The organism is Leptospira semungkisensis (assembly GCF_004770055.1).
GTDB classification, from domain to species: domain Bacteria; phylum Spirochaetota; class Leptospiria; order Leptospirales; family Leptospiraceae; genus Leptospira_B; species Leptospira_B semungkisensis.
Genome location: NZ_RQEP01000005.1, coordinates 1,335,978 through 1,356,410 on the forward strand (window position 1 = coordinate 1,335,978; position 20,433 = coordinate 1,356,410).

Annotated in this window: 17 protein-coding genes and 2 tRNA genes; 15 read left to right on the plus strand and 4 right to left on the minus strand. The window is 44.2% G+C overall.

The window, feature by feature from the left end:
• Together EHO59_RS06370 and EHO59_RS06375 are read right to left on the minus strand one after the other, a co-directional pair.
• Positions 1-366, minus strand: a complete 366-nt coding sequence (locus EHO59_RS06370) for a type II toxin-antitoxin system VapC family toxin (RefSeq protein ID WP_135585851.1) — start codon at positions 364-366, stop codon at positions 1-3.
• Positions 363-566, minus strand: coding sequence for a type II toxin-antitoxin system VapB family antitoxin (locus EHO59_RS06375; protein WP_135585853.1), 204 nt, complete (start codon positions 564-566; stop codon positions 363-365). Before EHO59_RS06375 ends, EHO59_RS06370 begins: the two co-directional genes overlap by 4 nt.
• A 324-nt stretch (positions 567-890) precedes the next feature.
• On the opposite strand from EHO59_RS06375, the gene EHO59_RS06380 reads away from it, so the two are divergent.
• From EHO59_RS06380 to rpsG, 12 genes are all read left to right on the plus strand, one after another.
• A tRNA-Thr gene (locus tag EHO59_RS06380) sits at positions 891-962 on the plus strand.
• A gap of 10 nt (positions 963-972) precedes the next feature.
• Positions 973-1,043: transfer RNA gene (locus EHO59_RS06385), tRNA-Trp, on the plus strand.
• A 42-nt stretch (positions 1,044-1,085) separates the two neighbouring features.
• A complete protein-coding gene (gene secE, locus EHO59_RS06390) occupies positions 1,086-1,268 on the plus strand; it encodes a preprotein translocase subunit SecE (RefSeq protein ID WP_135585855.1) in 183 nt (60 codons plus the stop codon).
• A 24-nt stretch (positions 1,269-1,292) separates the two neighbouring features.
• Positions 1,293-1,838, plus strand: coding sequence for a transcription termination/antitermination protein NusG (gene nusG, locus EHO59_RS06395; protein WP_135585857.1), 546 nt, complete (start codon positions 1,293-1,295; stop codon positions 1,836-1,838).
• A gap of 40 nt (positions 1,839-1,878) precedes the next feature.
• Positions 1,879-2,307 (plus strand): 50S ribosomal protein L11, encoded by a 429-nt coding sequence (gene rplK, locus EHO59_RS06400; protein ID WP_135585859.1) that lies wholly within the window; start codon positions 1,879-1,881, stop codon positions 2,305-2,307.
• 2 nt (positions 2,308-2,309) lie between these two features.
• Positions 2,310-3,002 (plus strand): 50S ribosomal protein L1, encoded by a 693-nt coding sequence (rplA, locus tag EHO59_RS06405; protein WP_135585861.1) that lies wholly within the window; start codon positions 2,310-2,312, stop codon positions 3,000-3,002.
• A 27-nt stretch (positions 3,003-3,029) separates the two neighbouring features.
• Positions 3,030-3,563 carry a 50S ribosomal protein L10 gene (gene rplJ, locus EHO59_RS06410; protein WP_135585863.1) on the plus strand — a complete coding sequence of 178 codons (534 nt, stop codon included), beginning with the start codon at positions 3,030-3,032 and terminating at the stop codon, positions 3,561-3,563.
• Positions 3,564-3,615: 52 nt separating this feature from the next.
• On the plus strand, positions 3,616-3,999 hold the full coding sequence (rplL, locus tag EHO59_RS06415) for a 50S ribosomal protein L7/L12 (protein ID WP_135585865.1): 384 nt from the start codon (positions 3,616-3,618) through the stop codon (positions 3,997-3,999).
• A gap of 137 nt (positions 4,000-4,136) precedes the next feature.
• Positions 4,137-7,817 carry a DNA-directed RNA polymerase subunit beta gene (gene rpoB, locus EHO59_RS06420; protein WP_135585867.1) on the plus strand — a complete coding sequence of 1,227 codons (3,681 nt, stop codon included), beginning with the start codon at positions 4,137-4,139 and terminating at the stop codon, positions 7,815-7,817.
• Positions 7,818-7,829: 12 nt separating this feature from the next.
• Positions 7,830-12,035, plus strand: a complete 4,206-nt coding sequence (gene rpoC, locus EHO59_RS06425; protein WP_135585869.1) for a DNA-directed RNA polymerase subunit beta' — start codon at positions 7,830-7,832, stop codon at positions 12,033-12,035.
• Positions 12,036-12,112: 77 nt separating this feature from the next.
• Positions 12,113-12,487, plus strand: a complete 375-nt coding sequence (rpsL, locus tag EHO59_RS06430) for a 30S ribosomal protein S12 (protein WP_008596375.1) — start codon at positions 12,113-12,115, stop codon at positions 12,485-12,487.
• Positions 12,488-12,499: 12 nt separating this feature from the next.
• Positions 12,500-12,973 carry a 30S ribosomal protein S7 gene (gene rpsG, locus EHO59_RS06435; RefSeq protein WP_135585871.1) on the plus strand — a complete coding sequence of 158 codons (474 nt, stop codon included), beginning with the start codon at positions 12,500-12,502 and terminating at the stop codon, positions 12,971-12,973.
• 90 nt (positions 12,974-13,063) lie between these two features.
• On the opposite strand, the gene EHO59_RS06440 is transcribed toward rpsG, so the two are convergent.
• A complete protein-coding gene (locus tag EHO59_RS06440) occupies positions 13,064-14,125 on the minus strand; it encodes an adenylate/guanylate cyclase domain-containing protein (RefSeq protein ID WP_135585873.1) in 1,062 nt (353 codons plus the stop codon).
• Positions 14,126-14,391: 266 nt separating this feature from the next.
• Between EHO59_RS06440 and EHO59_RS06445 the strand changes: the two genes are divergently transcribed.
• Complete coding sequence (locus EHO59_RS06445) at positions 14,392-15,240, plus strand: sterol desaturase family protein (RefSeq protein WP_135585875.1); 849 nt, start codon at positions 14,392-14,394, stop codon at positions 15,238-15,240.
• Between the two features lie 2 nt (positions 15,241-15,242).
• Here EHO59_RS06445 and EHO59_RS06450 read toward each other — a convergent pair whose 3' ends face one another.
• Positions 15,243-16,772, minus strand: a complete 1,530-nt coding sequence (locus EHO59_RS06450; protein WP_135585877.1) for a metallophosphoesterase — start codon at positions 16,770-16,772, stop codon at positions 15,243-15,245.
• A gap of 105 nt (positions 16,773-16,877) precedes the next feature.
• Between EHO59_RS06450 and EHO59_RS06455 the strand changes: the two genes are divergently transcribed.
• Positions 16,878-18,605: a GMC oxidoreductase gene (locus tag EHO59_RS06455; protein ID WP_135585879.1), complete on the plus strand. Its 1,728-nt coding sequence runs from the start codon at positions 16,878-16,880 to the stop codon at positions 18,603-18,605.
• Positions 18,606-18,614: 9 nt separating this feature from the next.
• Entirely contained in the window at positions 18,615-20,429 is a 1,815-nt protein-coding gene (locus EHO59_RS06460) for an alpha/beta hydrolase (RefSeq protein WP_246052674.1), read from the plus strand.
• The last annotated feature ends 4 nt before the right edge of the window (positions 20,430-20,433 follow it).

Genomic DNA, 20,433 nt, shown 5'->3' on the forward strand with positions numbered 1-20,433 from the left:
TCAAACTTCGCCGATGCCGATCTTTTCTGCGGCCTTGTTTAAGTACAAATCTGCAGAATACAATCTGGCGCTACCTAATGCGCAGCTTGCCAAAAGATGAGCGTCTATCCAGCCAATCCCATTTCCCGCTAAGGAATTTCTTTCGGAAAAGATCATGGCCTCTTGGTGATTCGCCGTGGGAACTTCTATCAATTGGGAATACTCGGTCAAAAAAGCACTCTTATTCTTAAAATTTCCCAGGCTCAGTTCTCCTTCCACCATGGGATGGCGTCGAACCAAACCCGATTGGAGTAGTTCGACGAGCTTTGGGTCCGATTTACGAAAATGATTGATCCAAACAGAAGTGTCTACCAGCACTCCGCTCATTTAACGCCTTTTCTGCGAGTCGGTCCTTCCGCTTTTGGATCACTTCCTCCTAAAAGGGCTAGTCTTTCCGCAGATTTTTCTCGGATCAGGGCGCGTAGACCTTCCTGCACTAGACGAGTTTTTTCTTGGATGCCGGTGTACATTTGAGCGCTATGGATCAGCTCGTCCGGAATATAAAGAGTGGTTTTGACAGCTAACATATATGGTATTATATGGTGAATATGGATGTAATGTCAAGCTCCAGGGCCGGAAAAGTGGTTCCGAGAAATAGAAATGGCTTCTCACTTCTTATCTATCTTACAAATTAGAAGAAGAGACAGAATTTCGAAGCTTGGGCCATTAACTTATGTCGCATATGAGTGTTTGAAATTCTCGGGACCTGGAAAAAATCCTTCTAAAAGACTTCCCCCTTGCATAAATAATGCCATCTTCCTCGACATCTTGGCTAAAACCTTGACCGGGGACCCTGGGTAAAAATACTGTGTATTTCTAGCTCCTCTTCCGGGAGCCGGGTAGTGAGACATGCCCTCTTAGCTCAGCGGTAGAGCACTTCCATGGTAAGGAAGGGGTCACCAGTTCAAGCCTGGTAGAGGGCTTAGTTCTAATAGGTCTGTAGTTTAATGGTAGAACAAGGATCTCCAAAGTCCTTGGTGGGAGTTCGATTCTCTCCAGACCTGGAGCTCTTCTCCGGAACCTAGAATGTAGGAAGGATTTATTAAGTGAAGTTAGGCGCATTTATACAAGAATGTAGAGAGGAACTGAAGAAAGTTCAGTGGCCGAACAGACAAGAAGTGATGCAATCTACTTTTGTAGTGTTGGGCACCGTATTATTTTTCTCCGCATTTCTTTTTCTTTCGGATACTGCGTTTGTAAAACTCCTGACCGGATTCTGGAATCTGTAAGGGCAGAGGACTAGTGTGGTAACTATGGGTGATTTGAAATGGTATGCGTTACAGACTTATTCCGGTCATGAGAATAAGGTCCAGAAAAATCTGGAGAAACTAGTCCAACAGCGCAAGCTGGAGGAGAAGATTTCTCAAGTGCGTATTCCAACCATGGAAGTCGCCGAGATGAAGAACGGCAAGAAGAAGGTCACTAAGAAGAAACTCATGCCGGGTTACGTTCTTGTTGAGATGGATATGGACGAGGACCTTCGCTTCATGATCCAGAGTCTTCCTTCCGTTTCCACTTTTGTGGGATCGAAAGATGGAGGGCCAGAGCCTCTTTCCGTAGACGAGGTAAAAAACCTATTCGCGGAAACTGGTGAATACAAATCCGAGGAGCCTGTAAGCCCTCGTTTATTGTTCAAAGTGGGAGACAACCTGAAGATTATCGACGGGCCTTTCGCTAATTTTACCGGAGTCGTAGATGAGATCTTCCCTGATAAAGGAAGACTCAGAGTGAAAGTGGAGATCTTCGGTCGCTCCACTCCTGTAGAACTAGATTATCTACAGGTTAAAACCGAACCCTGACCGGTGGGAAACCGGGAGAAACAAATAAGGTGTTTCGCCAATGGCAGCAAAAAAAGTAGTAAAGCAGATTAAGCTCCAGGTTGAAGCCGGAAAGGCCAACCCTGCTCCTCCAGTCGGACCGGCTCTCGGTCAGGCAGGATTGAACATCATGGAGTTCTGCAAGCAGTTCAACGAGAGAAGTAAATCCCAAATCGGGTACAAGCTTCCTGTTGTAATCACAGTATTCTCCGACAGGAGTTTTACATTCATCACCAAGTCTCCTCCGGCGGCTCTTCTTGTTAAGAAGGCAATCGGTTTAGAGTCTGGCTCCGCAACTCCTCACACCGTTAAGGTTGGGAAGATCACTCGCAAGCAATTAGAAGAAATTGCTAAAACCAAAATGGAAGATCTAAACGCAAATGATCTGGACGCAGCCGTTCAAATCATCGCGGGAACTTGTCGCTCCATGGGCGTTACGGTAGAGGGTTAATTATGAAACGCGGAAAGAAATATCGCGCAGCAAAAGAGAAAGTCGACGCAACTAAAGTGTATCCTATCGAGAAGGCTGTTGAATTAGCTCAGGCTACTTCTTACACTAAGTTTGATGGAACGATTGAGATCTCTACCAAAGTAAATTATAAATCTCTACAGAACGTGAGAGGGACTATTTCCCTTCCTCACGGAACCGGTAAACTGGTTCGAGTCCTTGTTTTCTGCAAAGGAGACAAACAGAACGACGCGAAGAATGCGGGAGCTGAATTCGTGGGCGATATCGACTTGATCGAGAAAGTAGCCGGTGGTTGGACCGATTTCGATGCTTGCGTCGCTACTCCTGACATGATGAAGGAAGTAGGTAAGCTCGGACCGATCTTAGGACGCAAAGGTTTAATGCCTAAGCCTAAGGCCGGAACCGTTACCAATGACGTAGCGAAAGCGGTTGCAGAGTTAAAATCAGGACGTATCGAATATCGCCCAGATAAAGGCGGTGTCGTGCATCTTGGAGTGGGCAAGGTCAGTTTCGATCAAACCAAACTCGTGGAAAACATTCGCACAGTAGTTCAAACTCTTCTCCGGGACAAACCTTCGGATGCTAAGGGTGATTATCTGAAAACTTTCTCCGTGTCTCCTACTATGGGTGCCGGTGTGAAAGTAGACGTTAAGGAACTGGTCAACACGTCCCTCTAAGGGCCGTAGTAGACGGGAGTAGGAACAATGCCCAGCCAGGAAAAATTTGAAGCAGTAGCCGATCTTAAAGGCAGATTAGAAAAACGTAGCGACTTCATCCTAGCCAGCTACAGCGGACTCACGGTGGCTGAAATCACCGACCTTCGTGCGAAACTTCGCAAAGAAGGGTCCGAGATGAAAGTGATCAAGAACAATCTCTTTCTTCTCGCACTTAAGGAATCCGAGAAGCATAAGGATAAGAACATCGCTTTTGGTCCCGAATATCAGGGAACTTTAGCGGCAATTTTCGCAGACTCGAACCTTCCCGCTGCAGCGAAGATCCTGAAAGAGTATGCTAAGACGAATAAGAACCTTATTCTGAAAGCAGGATACTTAGACGGATCCGTCCTGAACGGAGAAGGAGTGGAAGCAATCGCAGGTCTTCCGTCAAGAGAGCAACTCTTGGCTCAGATCGCAGGCGGTATCAACGGTCCAGCAAGAAGCATCGCTTCCGGTATGAACCAAATTATCGCAGGACTTGCAAGAGCTATCCAAGCTGTCGCAGAAAAGAACAATCAGTAGAACCAATTTTAGTAAGTAGTTTAAAGGACCAAACGGAATCAAGGAGCACAAAATGTCTACCACTGAAGCGTTATTAGAGCAACTCGGCAAACTTACCCTCGTGGAAGCAGCTGACCTAGTCAAAAAAATGGAGGAGAAGTTCGGAATTTCCGCAGCGGCTCCAGTAGCAGTTGCAGCTGCGGCACCAGCAGCTGGCGGAGCGGCAGCAGCGGATGAGCCTGCATCCTTCAACGTAATCTTGAAAGGCTTCGGAGACAAGAAAATCGAAGTTATTAAGGTTGTTCGCGAGATCACCGGTCTTGGCTTGAAAGAAGCTAAAGACTTAGTTGAAGCTGGCGGAAAATCCGTTAAAGAAGGCGTTGCGAAAGCAGAAGCTGACGATCTTAAAAAGAAATTAGAAGCTGTCGGCGCTCAAATCGAACTTAAGGCAGTCTAATCAGGAGCCGAGGCTTTGTCTCCTCGATATCTGATTACAATCCTTTCACTCAGGCAGGGAGGCCAGCGGACTTCCTTGCCTAATTGTATTTTCTCCGCTCGCGTAATTATTTTCCACAACCCTAGGGGGCAACACGAATGTACGGTCAAGTAGAGAGAAAACGGGTAAACTTCGGTAAGATCACCAATCTGGATTACCTTCCTAACTTGATTCAGATTCAGAAGAAGTCCTTCGATTGGTTTCTTCAATCTGAAGTTAAGGACCCCACTAAAAGAAAGAACCAAGGCTTAGAAGCGGTTTTCAGGGAAACATTCCCGATCGAGAGCCCAAACAACGACATGGTGATGGAATACAGCCACTATGTTTTGGGAGAGGCTAAGAAAAACCCGCAAGAGTGCAAAGATACCGATGCAACCTTCGCGCTTCCTTTAAAAGCAGTTATTCGACTCATTATCAAAGAAACCGGTGAGATCCGTGAGCAGGTCGTTTATATGGGCGACCTTCCTGTGATGACCGAGCAGGGGACTTTTATCATCAACGGAGCAGAGCGCGTAGTTGTTTCTCAGCTCCACCGTTCTCCTGGTATCTTCTTCTCCTATGATGAAGAGAGAGATACTTATTCTGCCAGAGTGATTCCGTATCGTGGATCCTGGTTGGAATTCGAGATGGACAATAAAGGGATTCTGGTTGCGAAGATCGACCGTAAGAAAAAATTCCCTGCTACTCTTCTTGTTAAGTCCTTAGGACACGGAACTAACGAAGAAGTTCTTCGTCTTTTCTACAAATCTTCCAAATCAAAAATCGGCGGAGCTTCTTCTAAAGAACTCAAGAGATTGATCGGACGCAGAGTGATCGCGGACGTGATCAATATGGAAACCGGAGAGGTAATGCTCGATGCCGGTTCCAGGATCAACGAAGACAATATTTCCATCTTGAAAGAGATGAAAGTGAAGGAAGTAGAACTGGTAGAGTATCCTCGTGATAAGGATAATCCTGTTCTGGTCAATTGCTTGGAGAAAGACGGCGTCAACGATTACGAAGACGCAGTTTTGAAATTCCACGGCATTATGCGCCAAGGCGAGCCTTCTACTATTGAGAACGCAGAAGCGGAATTGAATCGCCTTTTCTTCTCTCCTAAGACTTTCGATTTAGGTGATGTTGGTCGTTATAAGATCAATAGCAAATTCGAGTTCAATAACCCGAAAGAATTCTCTAGTGCGAAAGAAAGAGTCTTAAGACCTGCAGATATCATCGAGACTGTACGTTACCTTCTCAATTTGATCTCTGAAACAGAGAACTATTATCCGGATGATATTGATCACTTAGGAAACCGTCGTATCCGTTCGGTTGGTGAGTTGATCGCAAACCAATTGAAAGTAGGCTTCACTCGTGTGGAGAGAGTCATCAAAGAAAGAATGACAGTACAAGAAGTGGGAACTCAAACCCCTCAACTTCTGATCTCCATCAAACCGATCACAGCGGTGATCAACGAGTTCTTCGGTTCCAGCCAATTGTCTCAGTTCATGGACCAGACCAACCCTCTGGCAGAGCTCACTCACAAACGTCGTCTGAACGCTCTCGGACCTGGAGGTCTTTCCAGAGATAGAGCAGGATTCGAAGTGCGTGACGTTCACTACAGCCACTACGGTCGTATGTGCCCGATCGAAACTCCTGAAGGTCCAAACATCGGACTCATTCTCTCCATGTCTTCTTATGCGAGAGTGAACGATTACGGATTCTTAGAGACTCCATATCGTACTGTTAAGAACAGCAGAGTCGGAAATCACATCGAATACCTAACTGCAGACAAAGAAGAATATCATTCTATCGCAGTATCTTCTTCTCCTGTGGATGAGAAGGGTGAGTTCAAAAGCAAACTGATCTCTACTCGTCATAGATCTGATTATCCTTTCCGTAGCCCGAACGAGATCCAGTACATGGACTTGACTCCTATGCAGGTAGTCTCCGTTTCTACTGCTCTCATTCCATTCTTGGAGCATGATGACGCGAACCGCGCACTCATGGGTTCCAACATGCAACGTCAGGCAGTTCCTCTTCTTCGCCAAGAGGCTCCTTATGTGGGAACTGGTATGGAAACTCGTGCCGCTTACGATTCCCGTATTTGCATCATCTCCAGACATGATGGTGTAGTAAAATACGTGGATGCGGAGAAGGTGATTATCGAGCGTAAGGGCGGAAAAGAATCCGACACTTACGATCTTACGAAATTCAAGAAGACCAACCAAGGTACTTGTTTCAACCAAACTCCTGTTGTAGGAGTAGTTCATTCCGAGATCGACGGAAGAGTGTCCAAGGTCAGCAAAGAGAAGATCGAAGTGACCGCAGACAATGGAAACGTAAGAGAATATTCTCTTGTTTCCGGCCTCAAACAATACCAGCCGATCGTGAATAACGGAGAAGAAGTTCGCAGAGGTTCTACTCTCGCAGGACAAATCGTTCTCGGTGAGAGAATGGACGAGAACGGAAATATCCTTCAGAAGGGTACGGTGCTCGCTGATGGTCCTGCTGTGGACAACGGAACTCTCGCACTCGGACGTAACGTTCTCGTGGCTTTCATGCCTTGGGAAGGTTACAACTTCGAGGATGCGATCCTAATCTCCGAAAAAGTAGTCAAAGACGATATCTTCTCTTCTATTCACATCGAAGAGTTCGAGATCCAAGCTCGTGAAACCAAATTGGGACAAGAGCAGATCACTCGAGATATTCCGAACCTTTCTGACAAAGCGTTCAGAGACCTGGACGAAACCGGTGTGATCCGTGTTGGTGCCGAAGTGAAACCGGGAGACATCCTGGTGGGAATGGTAACTCCGAAGGGAGAAACTGACCTGACTCCGGAATACAAACTTCTTCATTCCATCTTCGGAGAGAAGGCGAAAGAAGTAAGAGATTCTTCTCTTCGTATGCCGAACGGATTCGAAGGAACCGTAATCGATATCAAACGCTTCTCTCGTGAAAGAGGCGACGAACTTCCTGCGGGCGTTGAAGAAATGGTAAAAGTCTTCGTAGCTCGTAAGCGTAAGCTTCTGGTCGGAGATAAAATGGCGGGACGCCACGGTAACAAAGGTGTCGTCGCTCGTATCATGGCAGAAGAAGACATGCCTTACATGGAAGACGGTACTCCGATGGATATCGTTCTGAACCCGTTAGGCGTTCCTTCTCGTATGAACCTGGGACAGATCTTCGAAACTCAGCTGGGACTTGCTGCAAGCAAACTTGGTATCAATTTCGAAACTCCGGTCTTCGACGGAGCAACCGAAGCAGATGTTGAGAAGTATTGCAAAGAAGCAAACCTTCCACTCAGCTCTAAATTCAAATTATACGACGGACGTACCGGATTACCTTTCATGAACGAGGTATTCTGCGGTTACATCTACATGTTGAAACTCGCTCACTTGGTGGACGACAAGATCCACGCTCGTTCTACCGGACCTTACTCCTTGGTTACTCAACAACCTCTGGGAGGAAAGGCTCAATTCGGTGGTCAGCGTTTGGGAGAGATGGAGGTCTGGGCTCTCGAAGCTTATGGCGCTTCTCATACTCTTCAGGAACTTCTTACCATCAAGTCGGATGACATGTTGGGAAGAGCTAGAATTTATGAAGCCATCGTTAAAGGGATCCATTCCATTAAACCTGGAATTCCGGAATCCTTCAACGTATTGGTGCAGGAACTCAGGGGACTTGCCCTGGATATCGTCATCACCGACTCGGAAGGTAACAGCGTTGATATCTCCGACTACGAGGATGAATATTCCAAGAGCAAGAAGAAGATTAAATTCGAGACAATCGAAAACGCCTAAGGGAAAGGTAGCATGAGATCCAATAACGACTTCGAATCAATCACAATCAGACTGGCATCTCCAGAAAGGATCAAGGAATGGTCTTACGGAGAGGTTAAAAAGCCGGAAACGATCAACTACCGTACTCTAAAACCGGAAAGAGACGGTCTCTTCTGCGAGAAAATTTTCGGAACCACAAAGGACTGGGAATGCTACTGCGGTAAGTTCAAGTCCATCCGATACAAGGGCGTGGTTTGCGACAAATGCGGTGTAGAGGTAACTCACTCCAAAGTTCGTCGTGAGCGTATGGGTCATATAGAACTCGCAGCTCCTGTTTCTCATATCTGGTACTATCGTTCCGTTCCTTCCAGAATGGGACTTCTCTTGGACATGACCATCAATCAGCTCAAGAGCGTTCTTTACTTCGAGAAATATGTGATCATCGATCCGGCTGATACCGGAAGAAACCGCGGCGAGCTTATCGACGAAGAAGAATACCACGCATACCTAGACGAATACGGCGACAAATTCGTAGCTGGTATCGGCGCAGATGCGATTAAAGAACTTCTCTCTCGTATCGATGTGGATGCAGAAGCTCGTATCATTCGTCAGAAAATCCAAGAGAAAGAAAAAATCTCCGATAAAAGAATCCTGAAGCGTCTCGAAGTTCTCGAGGCATTCCGTGATTCAGGAAACCGTCCAGAGTGGATGGTATTGGATGTAGTTCCGGTCATTCCTCCTGAACTTCGCCCAATGGTTCAGTTGGAAGGTGGACGTTTTGCTACTTCCGACTTGAATGACCTTTATCGCCGAGTCATCAACCGTAATAACCGTTTGAAACGTCTTCTCGCGTTAAAAGCTCCTGAGATCATCGTTCGTAACGAAAAACGTATGCTCCAAGAAGCGGTTGACGCGTTATTCGATAATAGCCGCCGCAAACGTACCGTAAAAGGTAAAGGTAACAGACCTCTTAAATCCATTTCAGACATGCTGAAAGGAAAGCAGGGACGTTTCCGCCAAAACCTTCTTGGTAAGCGTGTGGACTACTCCGGTCGTTCCGTGATCGTAGTCGGTCCCGAGTTGAAATACCACGAGATGGGTCTTCCTAAGAAGATGGCTCTCGAACTATTTAAACCTTTTATAATGAAGCGTTTGGTGGATCTGGACTTGGCTCCTAACATCAAATCCGCTAAGAAGAAAGTAGAAGCAGAAGAAAAAGAAGTCTTCGACGTTCTTGAAACAGTAGTGAAAGAGCATCCGGTCATGTTGAACCGTGCTCCGACCCTTCACCGTTTAGGGATCCAAGCCTTCTTGCCAGTATTGGTAGAAGGTAAAGCGATCAAGCTTCACCCTCTCGTTTGTCACGCATTCAACGCGGACTTTGACGGTGACCAGATGGCGATCCACGTTCCACTGACTCCTAAAGCTCAGTTGGAAGTATGGATGCTCATGCTTTCTCCTCACAATATCTTAAACCCTGCGAACGGTCACCCGATCTGCGGGCCTACTCAGGATATCGTATTAGGAATTTATTATCTAACTTCTGAGCTTCCTACCGAGCCTGGAGTTCCTCTTAAGTCTTTCGCGAACCTGGACGAGGTTACTTACGCGATCGATAGAGGAGTGATCGAGTATAGAACTAAGATCTCCGTACTTCACCAAGGTAAGATCCTGGAAACAACTGCGGGCCGTTTGATCTTCAATACTGTCCTGCCGGAAGGATATCCTTATGTGAACCGTGCTCTCTCTGACAAAGAGACGAACAGGATCATTGCGGAAGTTTATGAGAAATACGGACCGGCTCAAACCGTTCTGATGCTAGACGATATCAAGAAATTAGGATACCGTTACGCTACCATCTTTAGCCCGACTATCTCCATCGAAGATATTCGCGTATCTCCGGGTAAAGTCACTCTTGTTGGCGATGCTAACAAAGAAGTAGAAAGAGCCGATGGAGAGTATCGCAAAGGTATTATCACCAACGAAGAACGTAAGAAGAAGGTGATCGAGATCTGGACTAAGACCAACGACCTCATCACTGATTCCATGTTCAAGGAATTGGAAAAAGACAAGGGTGGATATAACCCTGTCTTCATCATGGCCGCTTCCGGCGCCCGCGGATCTAAACAACAGATCCGTCAGTTGGCAGGGATGCGTGGTCTGATGGCGAAACCATCCGGAGAGATTATCGAACTTGCAATTCGTTCGAACTTCCGCGAAGGATTGAGCGTTCTTGAATTCTTCATCTCCACTCACGGTGCTCGTAAGGGTCTTGCGGATACCGCCTTGAAAACTGCGGACGCAGGTTACCTAACCCGTCGTTTAGTGGATATTTCCCAAGACGTTATCGTTTCTGAAGAAGATTGCGGTACCGAAGAGCATATTACTCTCGGAACCGTGAAAGAAGGAGAGAACGTTATCGTTTCTCTTTCTGATCGAGTATTCGGACGTTATACCGCTGAGGACATCATCGACCCTGTTTCTGAGAACGTAGTGTATCCGAAAGGAACTCTGGTTACTCGCGAAGTAGGACAAAAACTGGAGAACCTTGGTTATGAAAAAATCAAAGTTCGTTCTCCTCTGACTTGCGAATCCCGTTGGGGAATTTGCATTAAGTGCTACGGTATGGACATGGCTCGTCTGACTCCTGCGGAGATCGGAGAAGCTGTGGGAACTATCGCAGCTCAGTCCATCGGTCAGCCAGGAACTCAGTTAACAATGAGAACCTTCCACATCGGTGGTGCCGCTTCTGCAAAAGTACAAGAGAAGGAACACAAAGTCGGATACCGCGCGGTAGTTAACGCGATCAACGGTAGAACTTTACAAACTTCTGATAGAGGTCTGATCTTCACTCGCCGTGGATCTATCGTGGTCCAAAGGTTGATCCAACAATTCAATTCTTCTGAACTGACCAACCTTCGTGTTGAGAACGGACAGAAAGTGGATAAGGGAGAGTTGGTTGCAACTCTTGCGTCTGGAGAGAACGTAACTTCCGAAGCACCAGGAACCATCAAGATCGCTGACGGTCTATTCAGGATCCTGGGAGAAGAAGCAGTTGTTCCAGTGAAAACTGCAACTTCCCTGAATGTGAAAGTTGCTCAGATCACCGAGGCGAACCAAGCTTTGGGAGAATTCGACCCGTTCAACGAGATCGGAGTTTCCGAGGTAGAAGGAACTGCTGCTTGGGTAGATCTGGAAGTCGGTAAGAACGTCCGACGCGACGAGGACGTAAAAACGTCTAACGTTAATTATAAAGTGATCGAACAACGTAGGGAGAAACTAATCCCAAGGATCGTAGTATCTTCTGGCGGAAGCAAAGAAGAATATCTTGTTCCTGTGGACGCGATCATTTCCGTTCAAAACGGAGACAAGGTGAAGGCTGGGGACATTCTGTTCAAGATCCCAACCGTAGCCGAGAAAACTCGAGACATTACCGGAGGTCTTCCTCGTGTGGATGAGCTCTTCGAGGCACGTCGCCCGAAAGATGCAACCACTCTGGCTGAAACCGATGGAAAGATCGAGGACAACGGAGAAATCGTAAAAGAAAAACGAGTTCTGTACATCGTTCCGGATAACGACGAACTAGAAAAAGTAAAAGTAACGATCCCAATCGGTAAACAATTACGTGTTCGTCATGGAGACTTCGTAAAACGCGGAGACCAGATGGACGACGGAAATCTAGATCCGCACGATATCTTGAGAGTAAAAGGTGTAACCGCTCTTCAAGTGTATCTGGTGCAAGAGGTCCAAGAGGTTTACAGACTCCAAGGGGTGCATATCAACGATAAGCACATCGAAGTTGTGGTTCGCCAAATGATGCGTAAGGTTTTGATCACCGATTCCGGGGACACTTCCTTCGTGAACCAACAACAAGTCGATCGCTTCGCTTTCTTGGAAGAGAACAAGAGAGTGGTAGCGGAAGGTGGATCCCCCGCTCAATGCGTTCCTATTCTTTTAGGTTTAACAAAAGCATCTTTGAACACGGAGTCGTTCTTCTCCGCCGCTTCCTTCCAGGAAACGACGAAGGTATTAACCGACGCTGCTATCAAAGGTAAAACGGATAACCTAATGGGACTTAAGGAAAATGTGATTATCGGTCACATGATTCCTGCGGGAACCGGAATGAGAAAATACCGCGACGTCGCGGTATTCAAAGAAACCTACGGGGATCTAGACCGTCCTCTGGAAGTGGAAGAAGAAGAAATTCCGATGGCCATACCGGAAGACAACGAGAATTAAAGGAAAGCTTTACAATAGAGCAGGTTGGGGAGAACTGGTAAAATAGGTCACCAACCTGCTAAAGAAAGAAGAAACTCATGCCTACAATTAGCCAACTTATACGACATGGCAGGAAGAAACAGGTAAACAAATCCAAATCTCCTGCGTTAAAAAGCAGTCCTCAAAGAAGAGGAGTATGCACAAAGGTGACCACGTTCACCCCGAAAAAACCGAACTCTGCTCTTAGAAAAGTTGCAAGGGTTCGTTTAACTACCGGTATCGAAGTTACTGCTTATATTCCGGGAGAGGGACATAACCTCCAAGAGCACAACGTGGTATTGATCCGCGGTGGAAGGGTAAAAGATTTACCAGGGGTTCGTTATCATATTATCCGCGGTACTTTGGATACTCTAGGTATCGATAAACGTCGTAAGAGTCGTTCTAAATATGGAACGAAAAAACCTAAGGCGTAAGGGAGATTAGGGATGTCTAGAAGAAGAGGAAAAGTAGAACCGCGTAAGATCCAAGCGGATTCAGTTTACGGAGACGTAAACATAGCTAAATTCATCAACTGCTTGATGTTGGATGGAAAAAAATCAGTAGCTGAGTCATTGTTTTACGATGCATTGGAACTGATCCAAAAGAAGACAGGCAATGATCCTTATGTAACTTTTACTGAGGCATTAGAAAATGTGAAGCCTCAAGTGGAAGTGAAATCTCGTCGTGTGGGTGGGGTGACTTACCAAGTTCCTATAGAAGTTCGTCCAGAAAGACGTCTTGCTTTGGGAATCAGATGGTTGATCCGTTATTCTAGAGATAGAAATGAAAAAGGCATGGCGAATAAGTTGGCTGCCGAATTCATCGAAGCTCAAAAAGGTACTGGAGCAGCAATTAAGAAGAAAGAAGATATCCGTAAAATGGCGGATGCTAACAAGGCATTCAGTCACTATCGCTGGTAATCAGCATCTTTTTTCAACCGTCTTGGATTTTATAAGACGGAATTGCGATGGAAGGGATTCGAAAGAATCCCTTTTTTATTTTATATATTCTTAATCCAAAGTATAGAGAGTAGTCGCGTTTATCCTTCCTCGAAGAACCGATCTACCAACCTTCTTTGCTGAAAATGTAGAAGAAAGTTCACCGAAAGTCTCTTCGGTAAATAGCAATGGCACCTTGGCTTTCTTTGTCAGCTTTTCCATTCTAGCGGCGACGTTTACCGTATCTCCTATGACCGTTGTATTCATTCTTGCTTCGGTTCCAACAGTTCCTAAGGCGACTGGTCCAGTATGAATCCCGATCCCTATGCGAATTTTATCATTCCCTTCTTTGGTAAATTCTTTATTAAATTGTTCTAACTCTTCTAACATTTCCTTTCCAGCACGGACAGCGTCTTCTCCATTATGGAAGAGAGCCATGAGCCCATCTCCGATGAACTTGTCTATGAATCCCGAATTCTTTGTTACTACAGGTTCCATATGAGCAATGTATCTGTTTAAGTTTCGAAAGATCTCAGCGGAAGAAAATTTTTCGGATATGGAAGTAAAGCCTCGGATGTCTGCGAACAATACTGTCAATTTAAGATTGGTCGCTTCTCCAGGATGAATCGAAGTTAAGTCGGTGGATTTTAATTCGTTTAGGAATTGAGATGGTACGAATTTGGAACTTGCCTCTAATAGAGAGCGAACCTTGTTCTGAGAAAAGACGAGTTCGGATATATCGCTGCGGATTCCTATATACTCTTTGTTGGTTCCGTCAGGGTTTTTTATCGGAATGATTGTTGTATTAACTATGTATTTGCTTCCGTCTTTAGCTCGATTCTCTACAACTCCTTTCCAGATTCTGCCTGCCTTGATCGTAGCCCACATATTTCGGAATGCTTCCTTGGGCATATCCGGATGTCTTACAATATTATGCGGTTGGCCGACTAATTCATCTCGATTGTATTTAGAGAGGCGGCAAAATTCATCGTTTGCATACGTGATCTTTCCATGCAAGTTTGTCATCGATACGATCGTACTTTTATCAATTGCGTCTTTGTACTGACTTAGAAGCTCCTTTAAATCTGTTTTCTCTATAAACTCTTGGGTTTCGGATTCGATTTCCTGTTCCATACAGTGGTCTACCTTCTACTTTAACCGTATTTAAAAGGCTCGCAAAACGTCAAGTAGGTTGGGCTAAGAAAGACTTTGATTAAAGTCTGTATAGTCGTGTTTGGTAATTTATTATTTCTTAATACATGAGCAAGGCGTATAAGGGAATTATTGCGAGAATGACACCCACATAAATCATATAACGACTGAAGTATTCAATGATCTGCAGATTTTTTTGGAAGACTGAAACCTAAAACACTGATATTATTAGGCCAAGGAGATCCGGGATGAGATTTGTCTGCGAGCTGAGTTGGGAACAATGCCTTTTCGATTTGCTTTTGTATCAATTGAAAATGAATTTTGTGAGATATTATCCGATTGCCGGTCTCGCATTTTTTATCTTTTGGTTTTGGAAGAAGAATTACTTCCAGAGGTTTAGGATCCAAGAGAATTTTCCGAAAAGAGATCGAGTAATCTTTGAGATCAAACAATCTGCTGTAACTCTTTTGATGTTCTGCTCTATTGCTATGTCTGTCTTTGTTCTGAGAAGATTGCATATTCTTCCGGTTAAAACTTATTCAGACATTTCTCTTTATGGTGGATGGCCTTATATTTTATTCAGTTTCGCAATTCTTACTGTTTGGCATGAGACTTGGTTCTATTGGTTTCATAGATTCATGCATCATAAGAAGATCTATCCGTATGTGCACTCGGTGCATCATAGATCTACGAACCCTTCTCCTCTTGCTGCTTATAATTTTCATTGGTTGGAGGCGTTCATTGAAGGAGTGTATATTGTTCCGATCGTTTGCTTTCTTCCTTTGTATACCTATCTGATTTTATTTCACACCTTTTATGCGATGATCATGAATATTTGGTGGCATCTTGGATATGAGTTCTTTCCAAAAGGATGGACTACTCATCCGGTTCTGAAATGGCTAAACACTTCTACTCATCATAATCTTCATCATCAGAAATTTCATGGGAACTACAGTTTGTATTTTAATTTCTGGGATAGGATTATGGGCACGAATTTTACGGACTACTCCGAAAAGTTTGAAGAAGGTGTGATTGCGAGAGAGCTCCGGACTTCTAATCTTACGAGTCCGGAGGCTTCTTTACAAAAGTCTGCTTAGCGCTATTCTTGCACTCGTACTTTTAGGACTTGTCTTCGTAAGCGGATCTCGTCTTCGAAGGCTTTCGTCATGGCCTGAAATCTACGATCGGAGAAGTTTACTTTCTTGGTAACTGTTTCGTAAAGAGGATTGGTTCTTCCTTCTGGAACGATAAAGCTAGGTTTTATATCCTTCTCCATATAGGCGCGGAAAGAAACCACGTTTGCATCATCGTCTATGAGTAGAATCGATCCTCCATGCGATTTCATGATCTGGATGGTATCTACTACCCAGCCTCCAGTATTGAATATCAGCTTATCTTGGATTCTTAATCCAATGTTCTGAGAAAGGGAAGCGAAGGGTTTGTGAGTGTGACCGAAGATGAATGTATAGTCCTTCGGAAAGGTTCGCTTTTTATTTTTGATCTCTTCTTCCCATTGGTGGGGAATGGTATCTTCTAAGTAAGTGTTTAGATTCGTGATCACTTCTTCGCTTAGAATATTGTCAGACATTCCTCTTTCGTCCTGTCCGACTTTTAAAACAATATTCTTAAGAGTGTTGCTCACTGGCCAGAAGAGAATAGATTTCAGGAACATATTCGTTTTGATCTTACTGAATATATAACTAGTGATGTTGCTAGTTAGTTTACCCATAGCCTTTTCATCTTGCAGCATATCATAAAGTAACCCGATGCCTTTTCCTACTTTTCCGGACCTTCCTAAAGTGGACCAAAAGAAGTCGATCCAAGCAAAGTTCTCTTTCTCTAGAACAGTGATGGATTTAGAATTCGGTACTACTGTAAAAGATTGGAATGGATTTAGGCTCAAAAGTCTTTGCCAGAAATTTGGTCTTGGTTTCGGCTTCTTCTTATCCTCATCTATTTCAGGAAGCAATATCCTTTGGATCGTGCTCATAAGAGCATAGATATTCTCTAAATAATTTCCATGAGAAAGGAAAACGGAATGATCTCCTTTCTTGCTGACTATTTCGTAATTCGGATAAGCAATGACAGCTTTACCCTTCTTTAGTTTTGAGTTTCTTCTTAGAATGCCGGTTAACAGATGAGATTCTACGAAGTCGGGATCCACCATCTTGGTTGTATACCAAGCATCCTCGATATACTGATTCGGTTTAAGACCGGCGATATAGTCGATGTATTGTCTTTCTCTTGCAGTTTCCCAGAGATGATGATCGTGATTGCCTGGTATATAGATGATCTTATCCGAAAAGACTGGCTTCTTTTCTTTATAAGCAACTTCTAAAAAGCGCTCGAAGGTCATGGACGCTTCGTTGATATCTCCTAACGCTAATTCTAGAATGTCACCTAATAAGATAAATTGGGGAGCATTGCTTGCTCCATTAACGCTTTGGACGATAATTTTTAAACAAGCCAACAGCTCTATCAATGCTGGAGAAGTTTTTTGCGAATTTACTTTGAATTTATCCTCTTTCCGTACTGGATCGGGGAACTCTTCAATGTATGTAAGTAAACTGTTATATGCTCCGAAATGAACATCCGATATTACTACGTATTTGATTTTACTAGTAGCCATTTGGGTTGTGAATCATTCGAAAAACGTTAATAAAATCAATTAATTATTGCTATTTTTAGGCAAATGCTGCAAATAAGTAGATTTTTCGGCGATAGGGGGATCTTCTTGAAGTTCTATGAAGCCATCGTTATAGGTACAGGGTTCGGCGGTTCGATTAACGCGTGTAGGCTGTCTAAAAAATGGCCAGGCAAAGTCTTAGTGCTTGAACGAGGCAAAGAGTATCCTAAGGGATCTTTTCCTCGCTCTCCGGAAGGAATGTCCAAGAATTTTTGGAATGTTCCTGAGGAAGGTTCCATTCCTCGCTCTTCTAAGTTCAAGAAGAGTGGTCGTCAAACCGGACTATTCGATATTCGGAATTATCCTAAGTTAGACGTCGTTTTATCTGCAGGTTTAGGTGGCGGATCTCTAATCTACGCAAACGTTTTCTTGGAGCCTCCTGAACATATATTCGATGATCGTTGGCCGGATACATGTAAGAAACGTAATTTAAAACCTTATTATAAAATCGTAAAAGATGTTTTAGGATCTCGTCCAATTCCTGACAACGGAGATGAAAGGAGAAGAGTCGTTAGGACTGAATTGTACGAACAATTCGCGGTTAAAGAGACTCGTATTTCCAAAAGAGCGGATATCAACGTATTCTTCGGAAATGATTTTAAGAAACCTACTCCGATCGGAGTGCAGGAAAAGAATCGCTTCGGTGCGATCCAAACTTCATGCACATACTGTGCAGAATGCGATGTAGGCTGCAATACTCACTCTAAGAATACATTAGATTTAAATTATCTATTCGTTGCAAAGAATTCGAATAAAGCCGAGATTCGCACGGAACATCTTGCTACTAAGATCGTTCCTCTCGGGCCAAAGGGCGAAGAAGATCCGAATGCAAATGGAGAATATGGATATCGGGTCCATATACTGAATTTGCAGAATGGTGAAAGCAATGCTACGTATGCGGATACTAAAAGAGTCATAGTCTCTGCAGGAACATTGGGTAGTACGGAACTTCTTCTAAGATGTAAGACCAAATACAAGACCCTGCCCAAGATCTCGGACAAGATAGGAACTCAGTTCTCCGGAAATGGTGATTTTCTATCCTTTACTGCGAAAGGCACGAAGCCTGCAGACCCGAATTATGGTCCTGTAATCACTCAATATACGGATTATAATTTGTTCCAAGGCTTCGATCGCAAGAAAGCCTTCTTGTTGGAAGATGCAAGTTATCCTGTATTCGCGTCCTACTTTGTATCTGGCGCCTTGCCTATCATTTTCAGGTTGAAGTTTGTCTTCCATGTCATTCGAGAATTCTTTAAAAGTATCCTTGATGGAAAGATTTTCGGTAAGGTGGGCTTTCTATTAAGCGAAGCATTGAAAGGAGATCTTTCTTATACTTCTGCAGTCCTCCTTTGTATGGGAATTGATACTTCAGACGGAAAGATGTATCTGGATAAGAAAGGCAATTTGCAGATCAATTGGCCTCAGGCTGAAAACAACACGCTTTATGATAGCATAATGGATGTGAATAAGCGTTTTGCTAAGTTCACGAATGCAGCGACTAGATTTCCGATGCCAACCTATTCTTGGCCTGTTCGAAATAATGTGACAGTGCATCCTTTAGGAGGATGCGTCTTGGGACCTTCGCCATCTAAAGGAGTTTGTTCTTCGGAGTATAAGACTTTCGGTAGGGTTTTCGGCTACGAGGGTCTGTACGTTGCGGATGGTAGTCTTCTTCCTACTGCCGTAGGAGCGAACCCGTCCATGACCATCTCCGCTCTTTCTGAGATGGTAGCAGAAGGAATAACAGGAAGAAAACCGAATTCGAATTTAAGGTAGGGTGATCGATTGGCAACTGCGACTAAAAAGAAAACATCTGCGCGTCCTAGCAAAACTAGCAAAGTAAAATTTGGGCCAAAGCCTCATCCGGTGAGTATACAATTCACCGAAGAGATGAAGGGTTTTATCTCTTTACCTGGCACTTCTTCTTATCATGAGGATTACGAGGCGGGTAAGAAGGCCGGCAATTATTTAATGTTCCACCTCACGATCCGAATTCCTGATACCGAGTTCTTCGTTTATGATCCGAATGAAACGGGTGAGGCGATCGGTTGGGTGGAATGTCAGCCATTGGGTGGAAGATTTGAAGTAGAGAAGGGAGTCTTCAATCTGTTTGTGGATTCCGGCAAACCTTCTGCAAATGAGAAGCACATGAAATACCGTCTGTTCCTAAAGAACAAGGCGGGTACTAAGATCACTCTAAACGGATTCAAGAAGGTCGTGGATGACGGTCTCTTGAATATCTGGAGAGACACTTCTACTTTATACACTACTGTGTATGAAGGTTATGTGGAAGAAAAGGCCGAGCCTAAGGCAAAGATACTTGGAACAGGTATATTAAGAATTCTTGAAAAAGATTTTATCAAGCAAATGACCACAATCCGTTCGAACGGAAGGACATTTTCGGAAAGAAAGGATGCAGCTCTCCGATTTGGAGAATTATTCCTCGGAAATCTTTGGGAAATTTACGGAGCGCAATTCAGAGGTGCAGAACCTGAACTGTGGAGAGAACGAGACATTCCTGTATTTACTCTAGAAGGAGTGAAAGGAGCTAAGATCTCTCATCATCCTTTCGTTACGGAAGATAAGATCTCGGTGGGACTGATCCGCTTTCAGAAAAAGGAAAGTAAGGACGTAGTTATTTTAATGCACGGCCTTACTACATCGACTGATATGTTTGTTATGCCGGAGCATAAGAATCTAGTTACATATCTACATGAGAACGGCTATGGAGATGTATGGAGTTTCGATTGGCGAGGAAGTATGCGCTTCAGCTACAATCTATTCCCCCATAGATATAATTTAGATGATATCGCTCTATATGATGTTCCTGCAGCGTTGAAGTTAGTCAGAGAAGCGGTAGGTCCTGGAAAAAGGATCCATTTTGTGGTTCACTGCGTGGGCTCTATTTCATTCTTCATGAGTTTGCTTGCCGGCAAATTAGAAGGAATCACTAGTGTGGTTTCGAATAGTGTTTCTTTGACCCCGAATGTTCCTACTTGGTCCAGGATCAAATTGTCTTTCGCACCTTTCTTGATGGAAGGAGTATTAAGATTTCCGAATGTAAATCCTCGCTGGCATTATCTTCCCGGCTTCGCTTCTGGTAAACTTTTGGCTAAATTTGTAAGCCTATTTCACCACGAATGCGACGAGCCTGCCTGTCATATGCTCAGTTTAATGTGGGGAACTGGCTGGCCTGCCTGCTACGAACATGAGAATCTACCTGATATTACTCATAGAAGGGTAGGGGATTTGTTTGGAGCGACTTCTTTGAACTATTATAGGCATATTCGCAAGGCAGTAGGCCGAAAATCTATGATTAAGTATGAACCTACGGATAAGAGATATGAATCTCTTCCTAATACTTATTTAGATGGGGCTTCCAAGGTAAAGACGCCTATCTTGTTCATGACAGGGGACAAGAATAAAGTATTCAAAGATTCTAATATTGTAGCTTATGAAACCTTCGGTCGTTTAAATCCAGGGAATAAGAATGAGCTTTTTATTGCGAAGGGGTATGGTCACCAGGATACTTTGATGGGCAAGAAGAGCGATAAGGATATTTTTCCGAGAATTCTTGAATTCCTAAAGAAACACTCTTAACGCT

What these genes read in the sequence shown, in the direction of transcription:
- EHO59_RS06370 (WP_135585851.1), bottom strand. Translation starts at nt 366, where the DNA reads ATGAGCGGAGTGCTGGTAGACACTTCTGTTTGGATCAATCATTTTCGT.
- EHO59_RS06375 (WP_135585853.1), bottom strand. Translation starts at nt 566, where the DNA reads ATGTTAGCTGTCAAAACCACTCTTTATATTCCGGACGAGCTGATCCAT.
- nusG (WP_135585857.1), top strand. Translation starts at nt 1,293, where the DNA reads ATGGGTGATTTGAAATGGTATGCGTTACAGACTTATTCCGGTCATGAG.
- rplK (WP_135585859.1), top strand. Translation starts at nt 1,879, where the DNA reads ATGGCAGCAAAAAAAGTAGTAAAGCAGATTAAGCTCCAGGTTGAAGCC.
- rplA (WP_135585861.1), top strand. Translation starts at nt 2,310, where the DNA reads ATGAAACGCGGAAAGAAATATCGCGCAGCAAAAGAGAAAGTCGACGCA.
- rplJ (WP_135585863.1), top strand. Translation starts at nt 3,030, where the DNA reads ATGCCCAGCCAGGAAAAATTTGAAGCAGTAGCCGATCTTAAAGGCAGA.
- rplL (WP_135585865.1), top strand. Translation starts at nt 3,616, where the DNA reads ATGTCTACCACTGAAGCGTTATTAGAGCAACTCGGCAAACTTACCCTC.
- rpoB (WP_135585867.1), top strand. Translation starts at nt 4,137, where the DNA reads ATGTACGGTCAAGTAGAGAGAAAACGGGTAAACTTCGGTAAGATCACC.
- rpoC (WP_135585869.1), top strand. Translation starts at nt 7,830, where the DNA reads ATGAGATCCAATAACGACTTCGAATCAATCACAATCAGACTGGCATCT.
- rpsL (WP_008596375.1), top strand. Translation starts at nt 12,113, where the DNA reads ATGCCTACAATTAGCCAACTTATACGACATGGCAGGAAGAAACAGGTA.
- rpsG (WP_135585871.1), top strand. Translation starts at nt 12,500, where the DNA reads ATGTCTAGAAGAAGAGGAAAAGTAGAACCGCGTAAGATCCAAGCGGAT.
- EHO59_RS06440 (WP_135585873.1), bottom strand. Translation starts at nt 14,125, where the DNA reads ATGGAACAGGAAATCGAATCCGAAACCCAAGAGTTTATAGAGAAAACA.
- EHO59_RS06445 (WP_135585875.1), top strand. Translation starts at nt 14,392, where the DNA reads ATGAGATTTGTCTGCGAGCTGAGTTGGGAACAATGCCTTTTCGATTTG.
- EHO59_RS06450 (WP_135585877.1), bottom strand. Translation starts at nt 16,772, where the DNA reads ATGGCTACTAGTAAAATCAAATACGTAGTAATATCGGATGTTCATTTC.